18 protein-coding genes are annotated in these 23,915 nt (G+C 68.7%); 13 read left to right on the forward strand and 5 right to left on the reverse strand.

The annotated features are described in order from the left end of the window. The first annotated feature begins 454 nt into the window (after positions 1–454). Positions 455–2,197 (forward strand): DUF4153 domain-containing protein, encoded by a 1,743-nt coding sequence (locus tag ACOJUJ_RS16990; RefSeq protein ID WP_420128093.1) that lies wholly within the window; start codon positions 455–457, stop codon positions 2,195–2,197. Further along, the gene (locus tag ACOJUJ_RS16995) at positions 2,194–3,021 is read left to right on the forward strand and encodes a hypothetical protein (RefSeq protein WP_420128094.1); all 828 of its coding nucleotides are present in this window, start codon (positions 2,194–2,196) and stop codon (positions 3,019–3,021) included. The genes ACOJUJ_RS16990 and ACOJUJ_RS16995 overlap by 4 nt, the downstream gene beginning before the upstream one ends. A gap of 63 nt (positions 3,022–3,084) precedes the next feature. Here the strand turns inward: ACOJUJ_RS16995 and ACOJUJ_RS17000 are convergent, their stop codons facing one another. Next, on the reverse strand, positions 3,085–3,582 hold the full coding sequence (locus tag ACOJUJ_RS17000) for a nuclear transport factor 2 family protein (RefSeq protein ID WP_420128095.1): 498 nt from the start codon (positions 3,580–3,582) through the stop codon (positions 3,085–3,087). A 250-nt stretch (positions 3,583–3,832) separates the two neighbouring features. Further along, positions 3,833–4,054 carry a DUF3072 domain-containing protein gene (locus tag ACOJUJ_RS17005; RefSeq protein ID WP_420128096.1) on the reverse strand — a complete coding sequence of 74 codons (222 nt, stop codon included), beginning with the start codon at positions 4,052–4,054 and terminating at the stop codon, positions 3,833–3,835. Positions 4,055–4,306: 252 nt separating this feature from the next. On the opposite strand from ACOJUJ_RS17005, the gene ACOJUJ_RS17010 reads away from it, so the two are divergent. The 5 genes from ACOJUJ_RS17010 (at position 4,307) to ACOJUJ_RS17030 (ending at position 9,806) form a co-directional block, all read left to right on the forward strand. Then, positions 4,307–6,184: an acyl-CoA dehydrogenase family protein gene (locus tag ACOJUJ_RS17010; RefSeq protein ID WP_420128097.1), complete on the forward strand. Its 1,878-nt coding sequence runs from the start codon at positions 4,307–4,309 to the stop codon at positions 6,182–6,184. Between the two features lie 215 nt (positions 6,185–6,399). Beyond that, on the forward strand, positions 6,400–6,543 hold the full coding sequence (locus ACOJUJ_RS17015; RefSeq protein ID WP_420128098.1) for a hypothetical protein: 144 nt from the start codon (positions 6,400–6,402) through the stop codon (positions 6,541–6,543). A gap of 352 nt (positions 6,544–6,895) precedes the next feature. Next, positions 6,896–7,021 (forward strand): hypothetical protein, encoded by a 126-nt coding sequence (locus tag ACOJUJ_RS17020; protein ID WP_420128099.1) that lies wholly within the window; start codon positions 6,896–6,898, stop codon positions 7,019–7,021. 218 nt (positions 7,022–7,239) lie between these two features. Further along, positions 7,240–8,181: an ATP-binding cassette domain-containing protein gene (locus tag ACOJUJ_RS17025; protein WP_420128100.1), complete on the forward strand. Its 942-nt coding sequence runs from the start codon at positions 7,240–7,242 to the stop codon at positions 8,179–8,181. A 392-nt stretch (positions 8,182–8,573) separates the two neighbouring features. Continuing rightward, on the forward strand, positions 8,574–9,806 hold the full coding sequence (locus ACOJUJ_RS17030) for an aminotransferase class V-fold PLP-dependent enzyme (protein ID WP_420128101.1): 1,233 nt from the start codon (positions 8,574–8,576) through the stop codon (positions 9,804–9,806). Positions 9,807–9,998: 192 nt separating this feature from the next. Here the strand turns inward: ACOJUJ_RS17030 and ACOJUJ_RS17035 are convergent, their stop codons facing one another. The 3 genes from ACOJUJ_RS17035 to ACOJUJ_RS17045 form a co-directional block, all read right to left on the reverse strand. Next, entirely contained in the window at positions 9,999–10,883 is an 885-nt protein-coding gene (locus ACOJUJ_RS17035; protein ID WP_420128102.1) for an AraC family transcriptional regulator, read from the reverse strand. 531 nt (positions 10,884–11,414) lie between these two features. After that, the gene (locus ACOJUJ_RS17040) at positions 11,415–12,779 is read right to left on the reverse strand and encodes a sigma-54-dependent transcriptional regulator (protein ID WP_420128103.1); all 1,365 of its coding nucleotides are present in this window, start codon (positions 12,777–12,779) and stop codon (positions 11,415–11,417) included. After that, complete coding sequence (locus ACOJUJ_RS17045; RefSeq protein ID WP_420128104.1) at positions 12,772–14,274, reverse strand: ATP-binding protein; 1,503 nt, start codon at positions 14,272–14,274, stop codon at positions 12,772–12,774. Before ACOJUJ_RS17045 ends, ACOJUJ_RS17040 begins: the two co-directional genes overlap by 8 nt. 501 nt (positions 14,275–14,775) lie before the next feature. On the opposite strand from ACOJUJ_RS17045, the gene ACOJUJ_RS17050 reads away from it, so the two are divergent. From ACOJUJ_RS17050 to ACOJUJ_RS17075, 6 genes are all read left to right on the forward strand, one after another. After that, positions 14,776–15,498: a cytidylyltransferase domain-containing protein gene (locus tag ACOJUJ_RS17050; protein WP_420128105.1), complete on the forward strand. Its 723-nt coding sequence runs from the start codon at positions 14,776–14,778 to the stop codon at positions 15,496–15,498. A gap of 257 nt (positions 15,499–15,755) precedes the next feature. After that, positions 15,756–16,394 carry a hypothetical protein gene (locus tag ACOJUJ_RS17055; protein ID WP_420128106.1) on the forward strand — a complete coding sequence of 213 codons (639 nt, stop codon included), beginning with the start codon at positions 15,756–15,758 and terminating at the stop codon, positions 16,392–16,394. A gap of 443 nt (positions 16,395–16,837) precedes the next feature. Beyond that, the gene (locus tag ACOJUJ_RS17060) at positions 16,838–17,929 is read left to right on the forward strand and encodes a hypothetical protein (RefSeq protein ID WP_420128107.1); all 1,092 of its coding nucleotides are present in this window, start codon (positions 16,838–16,840) and stop codon (positions 17,927–17,929) included. A gap of 51 nt (positions 17,930–17,980) precedes the next feature. Beyond that, the gene (locus ACOJUJ_RS17065) at positions 17,981–19,924 is read left to right on the forward strand and encodes an Hsp70 family protein (RefSeq protein ID WP_420128108.1); all 1,944 of its coding nucleotides are present in this window, start codon (positions 17,981–17,983) and stop codon (positions 19,922–19,924) included. Positions 19,925–20,004: 80 nt separating this feature from the next. Beyond that, positions 20,005–21,963: a dynamin family protein gene (locus ACOJUJ_RS17070; protein ID WP_420128109.1), complete on the forward strand. Its 1,959-nt coding sequence runs from the start codon at positions 20,005–20,007 to the stop codon at positions 21,961–21,963. 12 nt (positions 21,964–21,975) lie between these two features. Continuing rightward, positions 21,976–23,565: a dynamin family protein gene (locus ACOJUJ_RS17075; protein WP_420128110.1), complete on the forward strand. Its 1,590-nt coding sequence runs from the start codon at positions 21,976–21,978 to the stop codon at positions 23,563–23,565. Positions 23,566–23,915: the final 350 nt, after the last annotated feature.

Consider the following 23,915-nt stretch of genomic DNA (forward strand, 5'->3'; position numbering starts at 1 on the left):
CACGTGAGGCAGGAGTGGCTTCACCACGTCCCACTGCGCGTCTGTTATGTCGGTTTGGTAGGCTCGTCTGTCCATGAGCCCACAATATAGGTAGAGCTAGTTCACTTTGTACAATTCTTAAACACACTCTGAGGGAGCGCCGCGACACACTGTCCGCCCACACCGCACCCGGCGCGCGACCGAAGGATCTCGCCTCGGCAGCGACGGGGCTCGTTCCCGCGCCACGCACCGGCGGCAACTCGTGGGCGAAGACCGACATCATGCGGTCCCAGCCGCGGATTCATTTGCCTGGGCGGTCGATGAATCGGCATGGGCGATACCGGGCCCGGGCGGGATGGGATAGGGAGGCGGAAAACTCTTCAGGGAGGTGGGGGATGGTCGCTGAAAGCAGCTTCTGCGGGTGTGGGACGATCCGGGAGATTGTCGGGATCAACACGGAAAGGATGATCGGGCGATGAGCACGATGGATGGCGTTCCCGCGGCGGCCCCGCGCATCTACATGCGCGTGAGCGAGCGGACACGGGTGGGGTTGGGCGTCGCGGGCGCGGCGGTGGGACTGGGGATCGCGGGCGACGTGCTGCTGCGCAGCGCGCCCTGGGGCATCAACCTGACGCTGTGGACCCTGGCGCTGGTGATGACGATCGGCGCGCTGCAGCGCTGGGCAGAGGTGGACGACGCGCAGGTGGGGTGGATGCCGCTGGCGCTGGCGGCGGCGGTGCTGATCGCCTGGCGCGACTCGCCCACGCTCAAGGCGCTGGACCTGGCGGCGCTGTGCATCATCCTGGGCCTGGCGATGTTCCGCGCGCGCGGCGGCGAGGTGCGGCTGGCGGGGCTGGCGCACGACGCCATCGGCGTCGTGGCGTCGGCCGGGGACGCGGCGGTAGGCGCGGCCAGCCTGCTCTTTCGCGACGTGCGCTGGAGCGAGGTGCGCACCGACGGCGCGGCGCGCCACGGCGTGTCCGTCCTGCGCGGCGCGGCGCTGGCGGTGCCGCTGCTGCTGGTGTTCGGCAGCCTGCTGGCGGCGGCCGACGAGCGGTTTTCGCGGCTGCTGGGCGGGATGACGCTGGACGTGCCGGCGCTGATGGGGCACGTGCTGTTCGCGCTGCTGGTGGCGTGGATCGCCGGCGGCATTCTGCGCACCATGACGCTGGGCGGCGAGCAGCCCGGGCCGCGGGTGAACCGGCCCGACGCGCTGGCGCTGGGGATCGTGGAGGTGGGGATGGTGATCGGCCTTCTCAACCTCCTCTTCCTCGCCTTTGTCATCGTCCAGCTTCCCTACTTCTTCGGGACGGCGGACGTGGTGATGCGGCCGGGGACGACCACCTTTTCGGAGTACGCGCGGCGCGGCTTCTTCGAGCTGGTGACGGTGGCGGGGCTGGTGCTGCCGCTGCTGCTGATGGCCGACTGGCTGCTGCGCCGCGAGCGCCCCGGTCACGAGCGCGTCTTCCGCGTCCTGGCCGGCGCGCAGGTGGCGCTGCTGTTCGTCATCATGGGGAGCGCGCTGCACCGCATGCGGCTCTACCAGGGTGCGTACGGGCTCACGGAGCTGCGCCTCTACACCACGGCGTTCATGCTGTGGCTGGGCGTGGTCTTTGGATGGTTCGGCTGGACGGTGCTGCGCGGCCGCCGCGAGCGGTTTGCCTGGAGCGCGCTGACCACGGCGCTGGAGGCGCTGGTGCTGCTGCACGTGGTGAACCCCGACGGGATGATCGTCCGCGTGAACGCCGCCCGCGCCGACGCGTCCACCCACTTCGACGCGCCGTACGCCGCCTCGCTGAGCGCCGACGCGGTGCCGCCCCTGCTGGCTGCGCTCCCCACGGTGCGCCACGAACTGCGCTGCGCCGCCGCCGACCGCCTTCTGGAGCGCTGGGACCGCTCCAACGCTGACTGGCGCAGCTGGAGCCTGTCGACCTCCCGCGCCCGCTCCGCCGTGTCGCAGCGCCGCGGAGAGTTGCTGGCGATGACGCCCTGTCCGCCCGTGCCGGTGAACACGATGACGGTGTCCGCGTACCCGTCCTCCACCTCCGCCGGGCAGCCGCCAGCCGCCGCACCGACGGCATCCCCTGCCCCGGCCGTCTCCCCCGCGCCGATCGTGACGACGACGCCGGTGGACGCACCGCTCACGGGATCCGCCGCGACGACCGCGCCCGCTTTGTCGCCCGCCGCGGCGGCGGGTGAGCCGGGGAGAGCGCCGTGAGCACGCCGGCCCGCTACGCCGAGGCGGTGGTGCAGCCGGTGTCCGTGGCGCCGGCGACGTCCACCGCCCTTGTCCCCATCGCCGGGGATCGCGGGCCGCGGCCGGTGCCCCCCGTGGAGCCGCCGACGAACGCGCACCGGCTGTTCTTTGCCATGGGATACGCGGGGGTCGCGCTAATCTGGACGTCGATGTGGCTCGGCGGGCTCGTAAGCCAGGGCGCGGAAACCTTCGCCATCCTCGGCGTTTTGTTCACGGGGCTGGGCGGATTTGGCGTGTTCATCCACACCATCTGGAAGCCGAACGAGCGCAAGGTGCGGCACCTGCTGCTGGCACTGGCCACGCTGGGGCTCACCGTCGCGTCGTATCCGCTGGTAGAGCGCGTGTCGCGGGAGATGTACGCCACTGCGGCGGTGGCCCGGCTGCAGCCGCTGGCGGAAGCGCTGGCGCAGGATGCGCGCATTCGAAACATCGGAATCTCCAACGCATCCGTGATGTTGAACGGATACATGGGTCCGGAGTTCGGCGGCGGGAGCATCGAGGGGCAGGAGGGCGTAATGCTGGGAGAGGTGCTGTCGCGCGACGGCATCTCGCGCGAGGAGTACGAGGCGGTCCAGCAGCGCCTGAGGTTGGCGGGGGTAACCCGCGCCCAGCGCACCGCATCCACCGTCGCCTTTTACCCCGACGGCCGCAGCGGGCTCCGGCTGCTGTACGTCATCCCCGGCCACGCGCTTCCCCCGGCGCACGCGCTGCTGCAGGAGAACGGCACCTATTACTCGGAGCCGCTGGGTGGGCCGTGGTACATGGTGCTGGATGGCCCCCGCTGACGCGAGAAAAGGCGGTGACCCGGAGCCCGGATCACCGCCTTCTGTCTGTCCCGCGGATGCGGATCAGCCGCCGGCGGGTGGCTGGGGCGGCGGAACGCGAAAGTGCACGCCGCGAAAGAACTTCCATCCATCCGCCTCCCTGCGCCACACCTGCATGTCTCGCAGCTGCCGCGTGGCGCGCTGCGCCGGCTCCGCCTGCACGGTGGTGGTGTTCCACGCCACGCGGACCACCGCCAGGTCGCCGGAGACGATGATCTCTTCGATGGTTGGGACGGTGGTCACCGTGACGCCCGCCGGCAGGTTCGTCATCTCGCGGTAACCGGCGTCCAGCGTGGCATAGTCCTGGTCGGGGACACCCGGATAGGTGAGAATCACGTCGCGTGAATAGAGCGCGATGATGGTGTCCGGATCCTTGGCGTTGAACGCGTCCCCGGAGCGGATGACCAGCGCGCGCACCGCCTCCACGTCCGCCGCGGGCCCGTGGGTGACGGTCTGCTGCGCCGCGGCCGGAACGTGCAGCGCGGCCGCGAGCAGAAGCGGGGCCGCAAGACGGAATCGCATCGTGATCTCCTGGAAAGGCGAAGGGGCGGAACAACCGGCATTCACGTGAGACGGTGGATGATATCCCGTTGTTGGATGGAAGTGGTGAGGGTTTTGTCATTGTTTCTCGAAGTGGGCCCTGAAAAGCTGTTGGGTACAGAGGGACAGAAAAGGGCCAGAGAAACAGAGGACGTTTTCCTCTGTTTCTCTGGCCTTTGTCTGTCCCTCTGTACCCCCCCATCTGTTCCGTAGTGGCGGGGCGCTGAAAGGATCAGTCGACGCCGCGGCCGGTCTTTTCCTGCAGCTCGTCGATCTTCTTGGACGCTTCGGCCTTGGTCAGGTCGTCGTCCACCTCCACGTGCGCCTCTTCGGCCAGCGTGTGCAGGTAGGAGCGCTGCGCGCCGGTCATCGGCTGATCGCCCGTGACCCAGTTGTCCGGGTCCTTGATCATGTTGCCCTGCTCCGCCTGCTCGGCCGTATTGCGATCCGTCATCGCCGCCTCTCCTGCTATGCGTTCAAGTGATTGGCTCCCAACCGGTTGCCCGTCCACATCCGCAGAATCCGTACCAAACAAACACCGAAGCGCGTGCGGAGAGCGTGGGGTGAAGCGGAGCAGCGGTCCCGAACGCTCCGTGCCGATTTACATCCTCCCCGGCCGCGGGGAGTGATGATTCTTGCGGGGCCCGCATCGGCGGCACCGCATCCAGCGCCGCACCGACCCAGATCCCGCAGCCGGTCCTGACGCATGGCCAACGAAAAGCCGTCCCTTACGCGCGAGCTGTTTCACGGCAGCATCGACGACTCGATCCTGTTTCCGTATCCCCGCATCAGCGACGAAGAAGACCGGCTGGTGAGCGGCTTTATCGAACGGCTGCGCGCGTACTGCGAGGCCAGCCTGGACCGCGAGTGGATCGACGAAAACGAGCGCATCCCCCAGGACGCCATCGAAGAGCTGAAGCGGATGGGGCTGTTCGGCATCTCCATCCCCAAAGAACACGGAGGGATGGGACTGTCGCAGAGCGCGTACTGCCGCGTCTTTGAGTACGTGACCGGCTTTGATCCAGGGCTGGGGATCATGCTGGGCGTGCACCTGTCCATCGGTATCAAGGGAATCCAGCTGGCCGGGAACGAGGCGCAGAAGGCGCTCTACCTGCCCAAAGCCGCCACGGGCGAATGGATGGCGTCGTTCGCGCTGACGGAGCCGGAGGCGGGGAGCGACGCGGCCGGCATCAAGTCGCGGGCGGAGCGGCAGGCGGACGGCTCGTGGATCCTGAACGGCAGCAAGATCTGGATCGGCAACGGCTCGTTCAGCGAGATCATCGTGGCGTTCGCGCAGACGGCGGTGGAGCGCAAGGGAAAGACGGAGGACCGGGTGACGGCGTTCATCCTTCGCCCCGACATGCCCGGCTTTGAGCGCGGGCCGGCGCTGCGCAAGATGGGGGCGCGCGGCAGCAACCAGGCGGAGCTGTACTTCAAGGACGTGCGCGTGCCGCCCGAGAACGTGCTGGGCGAGCCGGGCGAGGGGTTCAAGATCGCCATGCGCGTCCTCAACTCCGGGCGGCAGGGGCTGAGCGCCGGCGCGGCGGGCGGGGTAAAGCAGGCGCTGCGGATGGCGACGGACTGGGCCCGCCGCCGCGAGCAGTTTGGCCAGCCGCTGGTGAGCTACGAAAGCATTCAGGGCAAGCTGGCGGAGCTGGCGGCCGACGCGTTCACGGCGGAGAGCGTGGCCTACTTTACGACGGGCCTCAACGACCGCGGCGACGTGGACTACGCGCTGGAAAGCGCCGCGGCCAAGGTGTGGAACAGCGACGCGCTGGACCGCGCGGTGGACGAGGTGGTGCAGATCGCCGGCGGGCGCGGCTTTGTGAAGGGCTATCCGTACGAGCGGATGTACCGCGACGCGCGCATCACGCGGATCTTTGAGGGGACCAACGAGATCCTGCGCCTGTTCGTGGGCCTGTCCGGGCTGCAGGGGCCCGGCGAGGCGCTCAAGGAGGTGGCGGCGGCGCTGCGCGAGCCGGTCAAGCAGATCGGCCTGCTGACGGACTTTGCGGCGGACCGGGTGCGCATGGCGTTCGGCGGCGGCGAGCCGGCGCTGGACACGGACGTGAACCCGCGGCTGCAGACGCACTTCGACTACCTGGTGGAGCACACGCGCGACCTGCGCGTGGCGGCGGAGCGCGCGCTGCGGCGGCATGGGAAGAAGATCCCCGAGCGGCAGTTCATCGTCACGCGGCTGGGTGACATGGCGATCGAGCTGTACGTGCGCGCCGCCACCCTTTCGCACACGCAGGCGCTGCTGCAGGCACGCGCGCGGGGCGCCGCCGTCGCCCCCGCGTTCACCAGCACGCGCCAGCCGCTGGACGACGAGTCGGTGCAGCGCATCCTGCGCCTGTGCGACCTGGCCTGCATGCGCAGCGGCCTGCGCTTTCGCGCCGCGCGCGAGGCGCTCAACGGCTCGCGCGACGACCTGGTGCGCGCCGTGGCCGCCGACGTCATCGCCCAGACGGACGCGCCCACCGACGCGCGGCCCACGGGCGAGCACGGCGCGGCCGCCCGCCCCGCGGGCACGGGCGAGACGCACCCCGGCAGCCCGTCGGGCGAGCCGCGCATGGGGATGTAATCGCGCGGACCCCGCGGGTGCTCGCCGCACGTCGCGTAACGGCTGAATCCGGCCGCGGGGGACCTTCGATCGGCGGGAGTGCGACTTCGCTGTTTGCGCCGCGGCGGGAACCTTGCAATATTCTTTTGATCCAGCAGCCGGCGGAGCGTCCCGCACAGGGCGCTCCCCGGTATGCGTCCGCCCCCGGCACGTCCACGATCCACAGGGAAACCATCATGAGCGCACCGACAACTCGCGTGACAGAAACCTCCGGCATTGAATCCGGTGAGGCGAAGGTCCGCCGGCCCTTCGTGGCCCCGACCGTGGAGACGCTGGGAAGCCTGGAGACGCAGACGCTGCTCACGGTGGTCATTCCGTAGCAAAACGCTCGGGTCGCGGCTAGGCCAGAGGCCCCGCTCGCGGGACCCGCGGGACGTCCTCAAGCGAACGGTCGGCTCCACGGTTCGATGATCGGCGGCGGCACGCCATAGCGCGCCGCCGATTGTCGCATCCCGCCGTACGGGGTGCTGGCGCCGGCTTTTCCCGTGTATCCTGGTTTACGGAAGCACAACGGACGTGCTCAGTGCCGTTTCGGTCATCCCATGGTTGCGGCTGGCGGGTGATTCCGCAATAATGAGCGGCGTCCGGTACTCGGCGAGCGCGTCACGCTCGCCGGGCGCGTGCTTTCCGCCGCAGGTTCAACATCGATGGGGACCCATGACCAAGGCAGCGATGACTGACGGTACGAATACCTCCGGGATGGATCCTCGTGACAACGAGGTCCGCCGGCCCTTCGTACCGCCCGCGGTGGAAAACCTGGGGAGCCTGGAGACGACGACGCTGCTGACGCCTCCCTGACGCAGGTCACCCGGCCGCGGCCACACCGGAAGACACGAACTGGTCTTCCCGGTCAGGGCGCAGACCCCATGGGTCGATGATCGGCGGCACGCAATCGCGCGCCGCCGATCGTCGTTTCCGGCATCCGGCCCGTCCGCCGATCGACCGCGGCACCGGGCGTGCGGAGATCATCCCGCCTGATGGGCAAACCCGGACCCGCGACCCGCATTCTCCGCTCCATGACGGCTGATCCCGATACGACCGCGCCCGCCATCCGCTGCCGCGCGCTGCACAGACGCTTTGGCGAAACGGTGGCGGTGCGCTCGCTGGACCTTGAGGTCCGGCGCGGCGAGTGCTTTGGCCTGCTGGGCCCCAACGGCGCCGGCAAGACCACCACCATCGAGGTGCTTGAAGGGCTGCAGCCGGCGGACGGCGGCGAGGTGGAGATCCTGGGGATGCGCTGGGACCGCGACGAGGGCGCCATCCGCCAGCGCCTGGGCGTGCAGCTGCAGGAAAGCGAGTTTCCCGACCGGATGACGGCGGGCGAGATCGTGCGGATGTTCCGCTCCTTCTACCGCCAGGGGCCGTCCACGGAGGAGCTGATCGACTTCGTGCAGCTGGCGGAAAAGGCGGGGACGCAGGTGCGGCACCTGTCCGGCGGCCAGCGGCAACGGCTGTCGGTGGCGTGCGCGCTGGCCGGGTCGCCCGACATCCTTTTCCTGGACGAGCCCACGACGGGGCTGGATCCGCAGTCGCGGCGGCAGCTGTGGGACATCTGCGAGGCGTTTCTGGCGCGCGGCGGCACCATCCTGCTCACCACGCACTTCATGGACGAGGCGGAAAAGCTGTCGGACCGCGTGGCCATCCTGGACCGCGGGCAGATCATCGCGCAGGGCACGCCGGCGGAGCTCATCCGCTCGCTGGGCGGCGCGCACGTCATCGAGTTTGCCGCCACCGTCGTTCCGGACGACGAGCGGCTGGCCCAGCTCCCCTCCGTCACCCGCGTCACCCGCCGCGGCGAGTCCACGCTGCTGACCGTGGAAGAGCCGCACCGCTCGCTGCCGCCGCTGCTGGAGATGATCGGCGCGGCGGGCGGCGAGCTGACCGCCCTCACCACCCACCGCGCCACCCTGGACGACGTCTTTTTGTCCATGACCGGCCGCGCCCTCCGCGACGAGTAGCCGACGCGCCGGCGGGGCCGCCGGACCTGGCTCATACCCAATCCGGCGAAACACCTCACCTCATGTCGGACTACGGTAACAGAGGTCAGGGTACAGAGGAACAGGCAACAGCCAGAGGAACAGAGGAGGGAATGCGGATCACCTCTGTTCCTCTGGCGGTTCTCCGTCCCTCTGTACCTTCCGATGTTGGTTTTTCCGGATTCGGCATCAGCATCAGGCTTCGGGCCCGTTGACTCCTTGTGATAATGAGGCCATTCGTTCGGCGGATTCACCAGACTGCATCCCACCTGCGCCACCGTTCAAAAATCCACCGGATCCGTTCAATCTCTCCCCGCGATTGCCCCGCTAGCTTTTGAGCCGGGCTACCGAATGACCACGGAACCAGGGAGACGATGACCCCGATGATCTGGCCATCGGCCGACGGCACCATGGAAAGGCTCCTCGCGCGATGGCGGGCCGCCACGCCCGGATGTGCGCACAGGAACCACCTGAACAACGCCGGCTCCGCGCTCCCGCACAGGGCCGTGGTCCAGGCGACCATCAACCACCTGGAGCTGGAGAGCGAGATCGGCGGGTACGAGGCGGCCGGCCGTAGCCCCGGGATGATCCAGGCGGCGTACGGGAGCATCGCCCGGCTCCTGGGCGCGAAGCCGGAGAACGTCGCCATCGTGGGGAACGGCACCGCGGGGTTCATCCAGGCGCTGACCTGCTTTGACCTGGAGCGGGGCGACGCCATCGTCACCAGCCGGTCCGACTACACCTCCAACCAGATCCAGTACCTGGCCCTGTCGGAGCGGCTGGGCGTGCGGATCATCCACGCGCCCGACCTGCCGGAAGGTGGGATCGACCCAGGCGCCGTGCGCGAGATCCTGCGCTCCACGCCCGTGCGCCTGGTGGCGGTGTCGTGGATCCCCACGCACGCGGGGCTGGTGCAGGACGTGGAAAGCGTCGGCGAGGTGTGCGAGGAATTGGGCGTTCCCTTCGTCGTGGATGCTGTCCAGGCGGTGGGCCAGATCCCCGTCGACGTGCACGCGCTGCGGTGCGACTACCTGGTGGGGACGGCGCGCAAGTTCCTGCGGGGCCCGCGCGGAATCGGCTTTCTGTACGCGTCCGACCGCGCGCTGGCCCGCGGCGACTATCCGCTGTTCGTCGACATGCGCGGGGCCCGGTGGACGGCGCCCGTGCGCTTCGAGGTCGCGGCCACGGCGCGGCGGTACGAAGACTGGGAGTTCCCGTACGCCCTGGTGGCCGGGATGGGCGCGGCGGTGGACTACGCCCTGGCGCAGGACGTGGGGCGGTGCGGGGAGCGGGCGTTCGCGCTGGGTGCACGCCTGCGGCAGGGGCTGGAGGCGATGGACGGCGTGCAGGTGCTGGACCGCGGAACCCGGCGGTGCGCCGTGGTCACCGCGGCCGTTGCCGGCTGCACGGGCCACGATGTAGTGGCGGCGCTCGCGGCGGAGCGGATCAACGCGGTCGCCACGCTCCGCGAGTTCGCCATCCACGACTTTGGCCCGCGGGGCGTGGAGTCCGGCGTGCGGCTTTCACCCCACTACTACAACACGGAAGACGAGGTGGATGCCGCCCTCGCCGTCATCGAGCGTACCGCCCGGTCCGCACGGCACTGAAGCGCCACGGCAGGGCGCGCGCGCTCGGAACGGTTTTCCCAAACCTCGCCCTGCTCCCAACGGGGCACGGTGTCATCCTGAGGGAGCGCGCCTCCGTAACTTTCATCATCACAGAAACTTGCGCGCGACCGAAGGATCCTTGCAGGGTCGCGCGAGACCCAGCCTCAGGAGCCGGTCAAGTCCCTCGGGCGCTCAATCCTCGCCGGGATCAGCGGGCGGCACGGCGCGGCGGCGGTACGCGCCGGGGGGCATGCCAAAGGCGCGCTTGAACTCGCGGGTGAAGTGCGCCTGGTCGCTGAACCCCGCGCGCAGGGCGACCTCGGCGAGCCGCGGGTCCCCGGTGGCGAGCTCCGCCGCGGCGTTTTCCAGGCGCACGCGCCGCAGGTACTTGCCCAGCGTAGTCCCGTACGCCTGGCGAAAGCGCCGCGCCAGGTAGTCGGCGCTCACACCGGCTTCCCGGGCCAGGTCGCGGATGGCGAACCCACCGGCGGGCGCATCGTGCAGCTGGTCCCGCACGCGCGACAGCCAGCGCGGCACTCCAGCCTCCCGCGCCGGCGTGCGGCTGCGGAGAATCTGCCCAAGCAGCTCCAGCGCAAGCCCCTCCGCGATCACCGGCGTGGCGTCGTCGCGCGTCTGCAGCTCGGCGTGCAGCCGGGCGGCCAGCACGGGGACGGAGCCTTCGCGAAAGAGAAGGACCTCGTCCAGCGACCGGGCGGAGGCGCGCGAAGCGTCCGGGGGCCACTCCACCTGCAGCGTGGTGGTCTCGCGGTCGTCGAATACGTCGCTGTGAACGATGCCCGCCGGCTTGAGCAGCACGTTGCCCGGGCGGCACTGCACGCGATCCCGCTCGAACGTCTCGGTCACCCCGCCCGACATGGTGAAGGCCAGGTTGTGAAGGCCGTGCGTGTGCGGCGGGATGCGGAAGCCCCGCGGGAGCGTGGTGTTGATGATCCGGAAATCTCCCGCGTCCATCACCCGCGTCTCGCTGCCCACGGCGATCTCCCGGAACGGCGCGGAGGACTCCCGGCCCGGCGCGCGCGGCGTGGCGTCGTATCCCGGACGATGGCGTCCTTCCATGATGCTCCTGGTCGTCGGCCGGGGCCGTGTGCAGCGGTGCGCGCGTCCGGGATACCGGCAGGGACGGAGAGCCGATCTGCTCGCCGCATCATTTTCCGACCATTCATGGTCCGCGCGCAAGGGAGGGCTGCCCCGGGACCGTTCGAGTGCATCGACAAGGCGCATTCCGATCCCCGGGCACTTCGCGACGGAAGCGTAGGGCGCTGGTTCGCCCGATCGCCATCGAAATTCAGCCGACCCGGCGTTCGGCCGCCCGATGAGAGCCGTCAGCGGGAGCGCGGGGGCCAGCGCCACCCACTGCTCCGCGCCCGATCATCCCGTGTTTCCGATGGGTCCCGGTGCCGCGGACCTCATACCCATTCCCATAATTCTCCGTGCACTCGGAGTTCTACTGCCGGGCTCACGCGGAGACGCGGAGGGCGCGGAGGCGCGGAGAACATCACGCTTCTCCGCGCCTCCGCGTACTCCGCGCCCTCCGCGTGAGATTCGTTGAATAGGCCTGAATACACGTTGAATCAGCGGAAACGGTATTCAGTTATCCGCCTCTTCGTCGCCCTCGCCATACTCCTGGAGCCGCCGGTACAGGGTCTTGCGGTCCATCCCCAGGATGTTCGCCGCGATCCCCCGCTTTCCCCCCGAGCGCCGCACCACCTCCATGATGTACGCCCGCTCCACCTCGTGCAGCGGAACGCTGCGCTCCGCGGCCGACGCCACCAGCGCGGCGACCGCACCGCGTGCACGCACCCGCGGCGGCAGATCCTCGGCCCGGATCTCCCCGCTGCGGGCAAGCACGGCCGCGCGATCGATCGCGTTGCGCAGCTCGCGAACGTTCCCCGGCCACGCGTAGCCCACCAGGATCGCCATCGCCTCCGCCGACACGCGGGTGGGGCGCGACGGCTCCTGTGCGCCACGCCCTCGCGCCAGAAAGTGCTCCGCCAGCAGGGGGATGTCGGCCGTGCGGTCGCGCAGCGAAGGCACGTGCAGCGTCAGCACGTTGATGCGCCAGTATAGATCCTCGCGAAACCGGCCTTCCGCCACGGCCGTCTCCAGGTTGCGGTGGGTCGCCGCGACCACGCGCGCGTCCACCGTCTGCGCCCGCGTGGCGCCCACGCGGCGAATCTCCCCTGATTCAAGCACGCGCAGGAGCTTGGGCTGCAGCGCCAGCGGCAGCTCGCCCACCTCGTCCAGAAAGAGGGTTCCCCGGTTGGCGGCCTGGAACAGGCCGATCTTCTCGCGGTCGGCCCCGGTGAACGCACCCTTCTCGTGGCCAAAAAGCTCGGATTCCAGCAGGTGCTCGGGGAGCGCCGCGCAGTTGATCGCCACGAACGAGTCACGCCCGGACGCGTCGTGGATCGCCCGGGCCACCAGTTCCTTGCCCGTCCCCGTCTCACCCGTCACCAGCACCGGCAGCGCCGACGCCGCCGCCCGCCCCAGCAGGTCGAACAGCTCGCGCATGGGCCGGCTGGCGCCCACGAACCCCGGCGGCACCGCCCCCGCCTGCGACCGGCGCGCGAGCTCGCGGCGCAGGCGGCTCTCCTCCAGCGCGCGCCGAACGGTCAACAGCAGCTCCTCCGTCCCGAACGGCTTGGCCAGGTAGTCGTACGCGCCGCCCCGCATCATCTGGATCGCCGAGTCGATGGAGCCGAACGCGGTGATGATGACGACGTTCAGCTCCGGCCGGCGCGCGCGCAGCTCGGCCAGAAGCTCGTGGCCGCGCATCCCCGGCATGATCAGGTCGGTGATCACCAGGTCCGCGGCGGCACCCCGCACCACCTCGGCCAGCGCCGCGTCGGCGGTGGGAAACGAGGCCACCTCGTACCCGGCGTCTTCCAGCTCCTCGGCCAGAAACGCCCGCAGGTCACGGTCGTCCTCCACCAGCAGCACGCGCTCAGACATCCGCGGGGGCCCCGGCGTGAAGGGGAAGGACCACCCGGAACACGGCCCCGGCCACCGAGCCGTCGGGATGGAGCCGGTTGAAGGCCGTGATGCGGCCGCGGTGTTCCTCCACGATGCCCGACGCGATCGCCAGCCCCAGCCCGGTGCCCTGTCCGCCCGTCTTGGTGGTGAAGAATGGCTCGAACACCTGGGGCAGCACGTCGTCGGGAATGCCCGGGCCACTGTCCTCCACCTCCAAGACCGCCGCCGCGGCCTGGCCGTGGTCGCCAGCGGCCTCGCCCGCCGGCTCCATCGGCCGGATGCGCAGCGTCAGACGCCGATCGCCGGGCACCGTCTCCAGCGCCTGGATCGCGTTCAGCACCAGGTTGAGCACCGCCTGGTGAAGCAGGTGAGGGTCACCCGCCAGCACGGTGGGGCCGGCCGACTCGTGCCGCACCCGGATCTCGGCCCGCGCGAACTCCCCTTCCAGCAGGTCCAGCACGCGCCCGGTCACGGCGGCCAGGTCCACCTCCTGGACCAGCGGCTCGCGCCGTCGCGAAAAGTCGAGCAGGTTGCGGACGATCAGCGTGATCCGCCCGATCTGCTCCACGATGATCCCCAGGTGGCGGCGCCGCACCTCGGGCTGCGGCTCGGGCTCGCGGCGCAGCAGCGTTTCGGCGCGGCCGCGGATGACGTGCAGCGGAGCGCCGATCTCGTGCGCCAGCCCCGCGGCCAGGCGGCCCACCGTGGCCAGCTTTTCGGTCTGCCGCAGCTTGCGCTCCAGCTCCACACGCTCCTCCGCCTCGTCCACCAGCCGGCGCCGCGCGTCGGCCAGGTGGCCGGCCATGCGGTTGAACTCACGGGCAAGCTCCGAAAGCTCCACGCCCGTGAGGTTTTCCTCGATGCGGTACGAAAGCTCGCCCCGGCCCAGCGCGCGCACACCGCCTACCAGCGTGGTCAGCGGCGTCGCGATCAGCCGGCGCACCAGCCAGTGGATCAGCACCGTAACCGCCAGGAGCAGAAGGAAGGTGCTGACCACGAAGCGCGTGGTGACACGCGTGCGCTCCCGGTACAGGTACGAGAGCGGCTGCGCGACCTCGTACGCGCCTACCGCCCGGCCCTGGTCATCCTCGATCGCCTCGAGCACGGCGTACACGTCCCGGTCGGCGATTCTGCGCTGCATGGCCGCCCCGCGCCCGTTGCCCAGAACCTGCCGCACGCGCGCCGAGGGAAGCGAGTCCGCGAGCCTCACCGGCACCGAGGCAAAGAGGGGCCGGCCGGCCGCGTCGTACACCAGCACCCCGTAGATCTTGGGCTCACGGCTGATGCGGTCGATGATCTGCTGCGCGTCGGTGTGGTCCGGGTCGCGGAACGCCAGCTCCAGCGCCACCCCCAGCGCCACGGCGTACGCGTGCGTCTCGCGCCTGCCCTCGGTGATGAGGGTGCGCTGGCGCTCCACCAGCGACCAGCCGGCCGCCAGCATCATCACCAGCGAGACAGCCAGCAGAAGCGGCAAAAGAAGCCGCGAGCTGAGCCTTACGGGCCTTCGGTGCAGGGTGAGCTTCCTTGCAGGGGGATCGGGCGATAACGGACAAGATGGGGCATTGTGCCCCGCAATCGAAAGTACCCACGGGGCAGAACACGGAGCCTCCGCCCGTCGTAAGTGGAGGCTCCGCATACGGTTGCGCACCTTTGCCACCGGCGCACACTCCTTGCCCGGCGCAGAGGGCGTCTCCCATCCTCGATCGCGCTACCCCACGTTGCGTTCCGCCGCGACGCCGGTCCACCGTCCGTGCAGCCAGGACCGCGTGTCCGGGCGGGCGGGATGGGCAGCGGACCGCGCGAACCGGGAGCGCGGCGGATCGCGGTACAGGTGGGAGCGGCGGGCAGGGAGGGCGGCAAGCGGGTCGGGTGGGTACGGCGGCAGGTCGGACTGGGACGGTGCGGATGACGGGGACGGGCCCGGCCGCCGCGTGGTGTCCGGGGCAAGAATGCCGCAGTGGTTTGAAGGAGCTTCATGAAGGTCGTAGGAATCATACAGGCGCGGATGGGCAGCACCCGGCTTCCCGGAAAGGTGCTGAGGCCGCTGGCCGGAGAGCCCATGCTGGCCCGCTGCGTGAGCCGCCTGCAGCACGCACGGACGCTGGACCAGGTGGTGGTGGCCACCACCACGGGCGAGGAGGACGACGCCATCGTCGACCTGTGCCGGGCGCGCGGCTGGCCCTGGTTTCGTGGCGAGTGCGACGACGTGCTGGACCGCTACTACCGCGCCGCCCGGCAGTACGGCGCCGGCGTGGTGGTGCGCGTGACCTCCGACTGTCCGCTCCTGGGGCCGCGGGTGGTGGACCGGGTGGTCAGCGCCCTGGGTGACGCCGACCTGGCGTCCAACGTCCTTCCCCGCCACACCTGGCCTCGCGGCCTGGATGCCGAGGCGGTGCGCATGGACGCGCTGGAGCGCGCCTGGCACGAAGACACCAACCCCGCCACGCGCGAGCACGTGACGCTGTACATCAAGCGCCACCCTGAGCGTTTTCGGCTGGTGGAGGTGAACAACCACCATGCCCTCCCGGAGATGCGCTGGACGGTGGATACCCCCGAAGACTACGCCTTTGCCAGCCGCGTGTACGACCACTTTGGCCACGACCGTTTTTCGTGGCGCGAGGTGCTGTTGCTGCTGCGGTCGCACCCCGAAATCGCGGAGATGAACCGGCACGTGATGCAGAAGGCGCTGCCGGCCTGATGGCCGCGTCCGCATCCGCCGTGCTCCCGGTCACGCGCACGGCGTAGCGCCTCTTTCAAACCGTGCAAGCGCCTGGAACAGGCCCCGGACCGACTCGCGTCCGGGGCCTGTTTCCGCGCGGCAAGCCACGTGCATGTGGCGGCGCGGGTCGTCACGAACCGGGTAGCAAGCCCGCCCGCGAAACCCCGGCGCCGAGCACCCCGCAGGCTCCGCCGCCCGCCGGTGGCTTTCGAACTCCGTCCACAACCGTCCGACGCATGCACGGTCCCAGTCCCCTGCGCGAGCTTACGCTGGCGCGCATCCGCAGCTTTCTGCGCGAGCCCGAGGCGCTGTTCTGGACCTTTGGCTTTCCCATCATCATGTCCATCGGCCTGGGCCTGGCCTTTCGCGAGCGGCCGGCGGAGCGCGCGGTGGTGGGCATCGAGCGCGGCTCCGTGGCCCAGCGGTACGCCCCCGCGCTCCAGGCGTCGCCGGAGGTGGAGCTGAAGATCTTTTCCCCCGACTCCGCCGAGCGCGCCATCCGCAAGGGCGACGTCGCCGTGCTGCTGGCCGGGCGCGATGCGCTCACCTACCGCTACGACCCCGCCCGCGCGGAAAGCCGCAGCGCGCAGCTGGTGGCGGACCGTGTGGTGCAGCGCGCGGCGGGCGCGACGGATCGCGTGCCGACGATCCAGGACCGCGAGCGGCGGCCGGGCGGGCGCTACATCGACTGGGTGCTCCCGGGGCTGATCGGGATGAACCTGATGTCGACCGGGATGTGGGGGATGGGGTTCGGGCTGGTGCAGATGCGGCAGAAGAAGCAGATATTGCGAGGGTTCGTCCAGTGCGGCCCCCTTCGCAGCGGCGATGAGCACTGCGCAGCCCATCGTGGTGCGTTACTCATGCCACTGACCTGATGCATGCCCCACCCCCGCCGTGCTCCTGACACGCTTCTGTCACGGATTCTGTCACGGACAACAAGGGCGAAACCCCGGCAATCGGGAGTGGTGTCCCCGGCGTGCCACCCCGCATCCTGAGTTAGTTTATGCGTGCCGTCCGCCGACCGCTCACCCATCTACTTGTCACGGACATTGTCACAAGCTACGCATCTGGCCGCCGCGCTACATCCGTGCTTCTCGGTCGCAAAACCGGCTTCTTGGTGCGACGCGCAGGACCGATGGAGGTGTGACGCGAAATGAGTTGCGAAGGAGCTAAAATGGCACCATACTGCACGACCGAGGATGGCGCCGGACCCTCCTTCAAGTCGGTTCCCACCTCATCTACACGGTGTACTCCCATTCGGCGAGGCCGGAATAAGCCAGCCTTTACGATCCGCCTTTCATCGCCTCTTGAGGCAATCATGAGCGACAGCGCCTTTCCCCGGATCGAGGAGGCTCCACACGTCATTGGGCGCGTGGAGGACGGACACCAGTTCGGCGGTGCGCAGGAGGGGGAGGACACCTGCTGTATTCGCTGCGAGGAATTCGTGCTTGAACTGTTCACGGGACAGGACTTTGATGAAGCGGAGTTGGTTGAGGAGGCCCGGGAGAACGGCTGGCATCAGCCGGGCGGGAGCGCGGTGGAAGACGTGGGGAACCTGCTGGATTACCACGGAGTCGCTACGAAGCGGTACATCCACGCCAGCATCTTCAACCTGGCCAGCGAACTGTCGCAGGGACACAAGGTCATCATCGGCGTGAACTCCGACGAGTTGTGGAGCGCGCACCCCGTACTGGAGCACATTCACCATAGCTTGGGCGCGGACCACACGGTGGTGGTATCAGGGATCGATACCACGGACCCGGAGCACGTGATGGTTATCGTCAGCGACCCTGGCACCGGAGAGGCAGCCGCCCGCTATCCGCTGGACACCTTCGTCTCCGCATGGGCGGACAGCGAGTTCTTCATGGTCGCCACGCGCGACCCGGTGCCTGCATGGGCGCCGGAGATGGCCAACTTCGACTACGAGGCCGGCCACATTCCTTCCGTCGCAGGCCTTCCGTACGACGATTTCGCAGAACTGGAGGAGCAGCCTGAGGTGCTGTCTGGAATGCTGAGCACGGCGGCGCACCATTACGATTTCGGCGAATCCCATACGGAGCACCATCACCCGCACACGTCCCAAGGGGATGGCGACGGGCCGGGCGAGGGAGGGGACCTTGGGAGCGACACGCCTTGGGACCCAGCGCACGGGCCAAGCCATCAGCCACACCCCCACGGCGACGCGTCGCATCGCGACCGCGACTACGCGCATGGTCACGCGTCCCACCACCATGGGGACGGTGGGGTGGATCACCACGCGGACGATCTCGGCATCTTCTCCCACGAGGCGGACGTCGGCTCGCTCGGCCATCCCGCCGAGGAGGACCCGACAGACCACTTCGATCCTTCGAACCATTACGACCGCTGGGACGAGGGCTCCTCCCACGACGATCTCGGTCCCGGCTATTGACGGCTCTCCATCCCACGCTCTCAACCGGTAAGAATCTACATGCAGTTGGGAATGGACTTCGGCACCTGCTTCTCCAGCGCCGCAGTACTCACTGATGGCGCACCGCGGCCGGTGAAGCTGGGCCATAATCGCACCTCGCTTCCCTCCACCGTCTTCCTAAAGGATGACGGGACTCTGGCGGTAGGAGACACGGCCGACAACGAGCGGCGACGCGACGTAGACCGCTATCGGCGGGAGTTCAAACGCGCGTTGGGCGACTCCGCGCCCCTATTTTTGGGTGGGCAGGCCTTTCTGCCCGAGGAGTTGATCGCCGCAGTGCTGCGCCTGCTGAAGACACGGGCGGAGCAGCGCTTCCGCCAAGGCGAGTCCTTCAGCACGGCAGTGATCACAGTTCCCGCAGACTACGAAGGCCACCGGCGGGCATTGATGCACGACGCTGCCGCGCGCGCAGGGTTCAAGGATGTGGTGCTGCTTGAGGAGCCGATCGCCGCAGCGCAGTACTACCTGTGGCAGAGCGCCGGTCGGGATGGTTGGAAGCAAGGGGACACCATCCTGGTCTACGATCTGGGTGGTGGGACCTTCGACGCCGCGCTGCTGCGCAAGCAGGGCGCGGGATACGTCTCTCTGGCGCCGCCAGTCTCGCGTCGTATCGGCGGCATGGACTTCGATCAGTGCATCCTGCGGCACCTCCTCCCTTCCCTTCCTGAAGCAGTGCGAGAAGCGCTCGCCGACCCAGGTGCACGCGGCAAGCTCGCGCGCGATCTGCTCAGCGAACAGTGCCGGCTCATCAAAGAGCGCCTGAGTGAGGACAACGTGGCCGAGGGCGAGGTAAGTATTGAGGGACTGCACCGCCCTCGGCTGGATCGAGAGACTTTCGAGGGACTGATTGCGGAGCTGGTGGAGGAGACCGTAGTGGCCTCGCGCGAGTTGCTGGCCGCCGCAAGGATGGAGGCGGCGGAGGTGCGCGGGGTCCTGCTCATCGGCGGCAGTACACGCATCCCCTACGTACAGCAGGCGCTTTCACGGGGGCTGGAGCGACCGCTGTTCCTGGTGGATGATCCAGAGCTTGCCGTGGCGCTGGGCGCCGCGCTGCACACGGCAGAGCCCACCGTTCCCGACGCCGTGTTGATGCAATACCGCATCGCCTGTGAGATGGCCATCGCTGACGGGTCACTGGGTGCGGCGGAGGCGCGACGGCTGGACGCGCTGGAGAAGCAACTGGGGCTGGGCTCGCAGACCGCCGCGGGAATCGAGCGCGCGACGATGGGCAACACCCGCGACGCCCTGCGCCCCAGCCTCGTCGTCTCCTCCTTGGGCGGCGGAGACCACACCTCCATCCAAGCGGCAGTGGACGCGGCCGAAGGTGGCATGCGCGTGATCGTGAAGCCCGGCATCTATCGCGAGACGGTGCGGCTACGCGACGGTGTGGAGGTAATGGGCGAGGACCGCGCCACCACCATCCTCGACGGAATCGCCGGCAACGCGGCCACGCTCGCCGGCGGCAGCGCTGTCGTGCGGGAGATGACACTGTTGTGCACCGTAGAGCCGGTGCCGCGCAGCCGAGTTGAAGGCGGCGTGCGGCGGGCTACGTACTTCTGCGTGAATGTGTCGGGGGGCACGCTGCACCTCGAGAACTGCAACGTGACCTCCTCTTCTCTCTCCTGCCTAGGCGTGCACGGGGGCGGCGTGGCGCGCGCCAGCGGGTGCCGCTTTCATGACGGCGCATCCGCGGGAGTGCTGGTTTACGAGGGCAGTCGCGCCGAGCTACTCGATTGCCAGGTCGAGAGGAACCGCTTGGCTGGGGTGGAGGCGCGGGTACAGGGACATGCGGAGTTGGTGCGCTGCCGCATCACCGGCAACGGTTACGAAGGAGTGTGGGTGCACTACGGTGGCACAGCGCGCTTGGAGGCGTGCGACTTAGCCGGTAACCGTATGGGACCGGTAAAGGCGGAGCCGCCGGAAAGCGTGCAGACACTGGCGCCGGTCGGGATCTGACCCCGTACCGACGCGAAGAGACAGATACGACCCGGGCGGCGGTACCGGAACATCTAACCGAAAATGGGCGTGGAGGAACAATGGCGACATTTCAGGAGAGCAAGCAGGACGTGCTGGAGCTGTTCGGCGAGACGCTCCACTTCCTGCGCGGGCGCGGCGACACAGACGTGCTGCAGGTCGTGGAGGCTGCGCGCGAGCGGCTGGAGAACGGCCGTTTCACCGTGGTGGTGGCGGGCAAGTTCAAGCAGGGCAAGTCCAGCCTGCTCAATGCGCTTCTGGAGGAGCCCGGCTTGTTTCCCGTGGACTTGGACATCGCCACAAATCTCGTGACCACCATCGCGTACGGACCGGAGGAAAAGATCACGGTGATGGTGGGCGAGCGGGGGAAGGAAAAGCCACGGCGCATCACCCGCTCGGAGATCCCTGAGTACGTGACGGAGCAGCACAACCCTGCGCGCCGACGCAAACACCAAGCGCGGCTTTTGGTGATCGAAACGCCCAACCCGCGGCTGCGCGAAGGGCTGGTGCTCGTGGATACGCCGGGCGTTGGCGGCCTGAACGAGGAGCACACCGACATCACCTACACTTTCATCCCCAACGCCGACGCGGTGCTCTTCACCAGTGACGCCATGGCCCCGCTGGACACCGAGGAGTTGGAGTTCGTCGAGCGTATCGCTGAGCATACCAAGCATATCCTCTTCATCACGACCAAGATCGACGCTAAGCGCGACTATTCGGCCATCGTGGCCAACAACCGCGCCAAGCTAGCCACAGTGCTGGGGCGTGCCCCCGGTGACCTGACGCTGATACCGGTTTCCAGCCGCCTGCGCCTGCAGTACTTGGAGTCTCGCGATGCCGAGGACTTGGCGGACAGCAACTTTCCAGAGCTGGAGTCCACGCTTTGGCGGTTCGTGGGCGAGGAGAGCGGATTCATCCTTCTGATGCGTGCGCTACACGACCTAGCCAACGCCCTGGCGGGGCTGCAGCGACCGCTGCAGGCGGAGTGGCAGACCTACCAACAGCGCGTCCAGCAGGAAACGCGCGATGCGTTGAGGAAGCTGGAGGAACCGTTGCGTGAGCAGCAGGCCCGGCTGGACCTGCTGCAGAATTCGCGTGCGCCCTGGCGCCAGGAACTGCGCACACGCATGCAGGAACTAAAAGCCGAGTCGATGCGCGACCTGTCCGCACGGCATCGCGAAGTCAGGCGCCGCGCCCAAGGTTACCTGGCAGACAGTCGCCGTCTGCGCAACCCCGAATCCATCGCGCAGGCGCTCGAAGGCGACGTGGCTGGCGCTCTGGTGCTTGTGAGCAACGCACTCTCGGGGCGAGCGGCGGCCCTGCACGACGAGATGGCAGAGAAGCTGGGGCTGGAACTGAACCCCTTCGCGGTTTCCGCAGTTACGGTGGACGGGCAGTCGCTGGACCTGTCCGGGGTGGCGCCGCCCAAGACAGGAGCATGGGAGAAAGCGGTAGAGACCACCAGCCGCGGTTTGTTCTCCGGGACGGCTGGCGCGGTGCTGGGCGGGATCTTTGGCGCGGTGGCCGGCGCGGTACTGGGCTTCTTTGCCGGGGGCGTAGGAGCCGTACCTGGTGCGGCTGCAGGCGCAGCGCTGGGTGCGGGACTGGGCAAGGTTGGCGGCGCCACCACGGGTGTTAAGCGGCGGCTGAAGGAGATCGGCGAGCGCGACGACGCAGCGGCTCGGCGGGTGATCCACGCGTTGGTGCAGCCGTACCTGGGGGAAGTAGAGGCAGAGAGCCGGCAGGTGCTGGAGGACTCCTTGGCCGGCCTGCAGCGCTCAGTAGAGCAGGCGTTGGACGAACGCATTCTCGCCGAGCAGAGCATTCTGGGCGAGATGCGACGAGGGGTTGAGAAGGGACGCACCGCCACCCAGCAGCAAGCCGCACAGCGAATGCAAGAGATGCGTTTGCCCATGACGGTGCTGGCCCAGCTACTGCGCCGTGCGCAGGCATTCGTGGAGCAGTTGGCGGCGGGCAGTGAACCCCCCGCGGTGGGCGGAGCCGCCGCCGCGGCCCTGTAGCCCGGCCCGCCAATGTTCGACACACGGCTGCGGGAGCGTGCGGAGGAAGTATTTCGTCGCGGACAGGAGCGTACGGCGGGGCGGCCGGCGCTGGAGCCGCTGCACCACGCCTTAGGCGATGCCTTGGACCGGCTGGGGCAGCCGATGCGAGTGGCGGTAGTCGGCAAGATCAAGGCGGGAAAATCGACCTTCATCAACGCACTGCTAGGTGAGCCGCTGGTAGCCACGGGGGCGGAGGAGCTCACCTATAACGTCAATCGGCTACGATACGGAGAGCAGCAGTCGCTGATGGTGCACTTTAAAGACGGTCGCCCCCCTCAGCCGCACGCGCTGGAAGAGCTGGAGGCGCTCACCAGGCGCCGGGAAGAACACCGCGACTTCCTCTCGTCTATCCGCCACGTTGAGGTGTTCTATCCGAATGACTTCCTGCGCGCCTTCGACTTGGTAGACACTCCGGGGCTCAAGTCGTTCTTTGAGCAAGACGCACAGAACACCCTGGACTTCCTAGGCCTTTCCGCGGAGGACGTGCAACTGGCCACGGAGCAAGAGGCGTCCGGCGCCGACGCAGTGCTCTACCTGTTCCAAGGCGGGATGAGCCAGTCGGATTTGGAGACGGTGGTGGACTTCCAAGGTCCGGCGCTGGGACAGGTCACACCGATAAACGCCATCGGTGTGCTGACGATGGCGGACACCTACTGGTCGCACAACGCACCGGCCGAGGAAGGGGGCGACCCGATGGCAGCTGGCGGACGCGTCGCCCGCCGGTACGCTGAGGAACCGCGCTCCCGCGGTGTGTTCTACGGCATTTACCCCGTGGCGGGAAAGCTGGCGCTGGGGGCGCAAACGCTCACCCCGCACGCGTTCGCCATGCTGCAACGGCTGGCGGAAGTGTCGGAGCGGCGCCTTGCCTCACTGTTGGGAAGCCCCGACCGCTTCTGCGGCCGCGAGTATGAAGACGTTCCCCTTCCCGCGGAGGCGCGGCAGGAGCTATGGGACCAACTGGACCCCTTTGGCTGCTGGCGCGCCTGCGCGCTGATTAGGGATGGGGCGGTGTCGTCGCTGAACGAGTTGCGCACAGCACTCCTGACGGAGAGCGGCGTTCCCGCCGTTCACCAGTTAGTGCTCTCCCACTTCGGCAACCGGTCGCTGATCATCAAGCTCAACAGTGCCGTACAGCGAGTGGCCAGCGTGTGCCACGTGGAGAAGCAGCGGCCGTTAGGAAGCGAGCGGCGCATCGTGGAAGAGGTAGCCGCTGACGTGGAGCGCCTCGCGCGGCAGGAGCATGAGTTCTTGGAGCAGGAGGTGCTGCGCGGCCACTACCAGGGGCGGCTGGAGTTGGAAGAGGAAGAGGTGCAACAACTGCTGCAGGTGACCGGCGAGCAGGGCCGGTCGCTGCAGGCGCGGCTGGGCCTGCTCCCCGGCGACCCGGTGTATCTGGACGAGATGCTCTTCCTGGCCCGTGAGCGGCTGCGCCGGTGGCAGGCGCTAGCGAACGACTTTCTTGCCGGGCGCGAGACCGTGCGCGCAGCGGAAGTAGTGGCGCGCTCCTACGAGCGTGTCCTGCACGCGTTGCTGCAAGTGCGCCAGCAGTTGGGGCTTTGACACGCATCCCCCCGCATCCCCCAAACCTGCCGGAGACGATTTCGCACCATGTTCCTCGACCTGTTGCCGTGGGGCCGCCGCGCGCGTGAAACGCGCGCGCTGGCCTTAGAGATTGAGCGCCTGTTCCACGTGCTCGAAGGTACGCCGCCTCCGCTGACGCGTGGGGACACGCACGTGGCGCTACGCGCTGTGCGCGCCGGGCTCAGCACCTTGGTGCAGGCCCGCCGTGCCGCCGAAGAGGCGCCGCCGCCAGCGCCCTCTCCGGCCCCGCCACCGCCACTAACCTCCTCCGCAGCCGCGTTGCCTCCGCGGCCGTGTATCGCGGAATTGGACGAGGATGCGGAGTTGTC

Source organism: Longimicrobium sp., from assembly GCF_048594345.1.
Classification (GTDB): Bacteria; Gemmatimonadota; Gemmatimonadetes; order Longimicrobiales; family Longimicrobiaceae; genus Longimicrobium.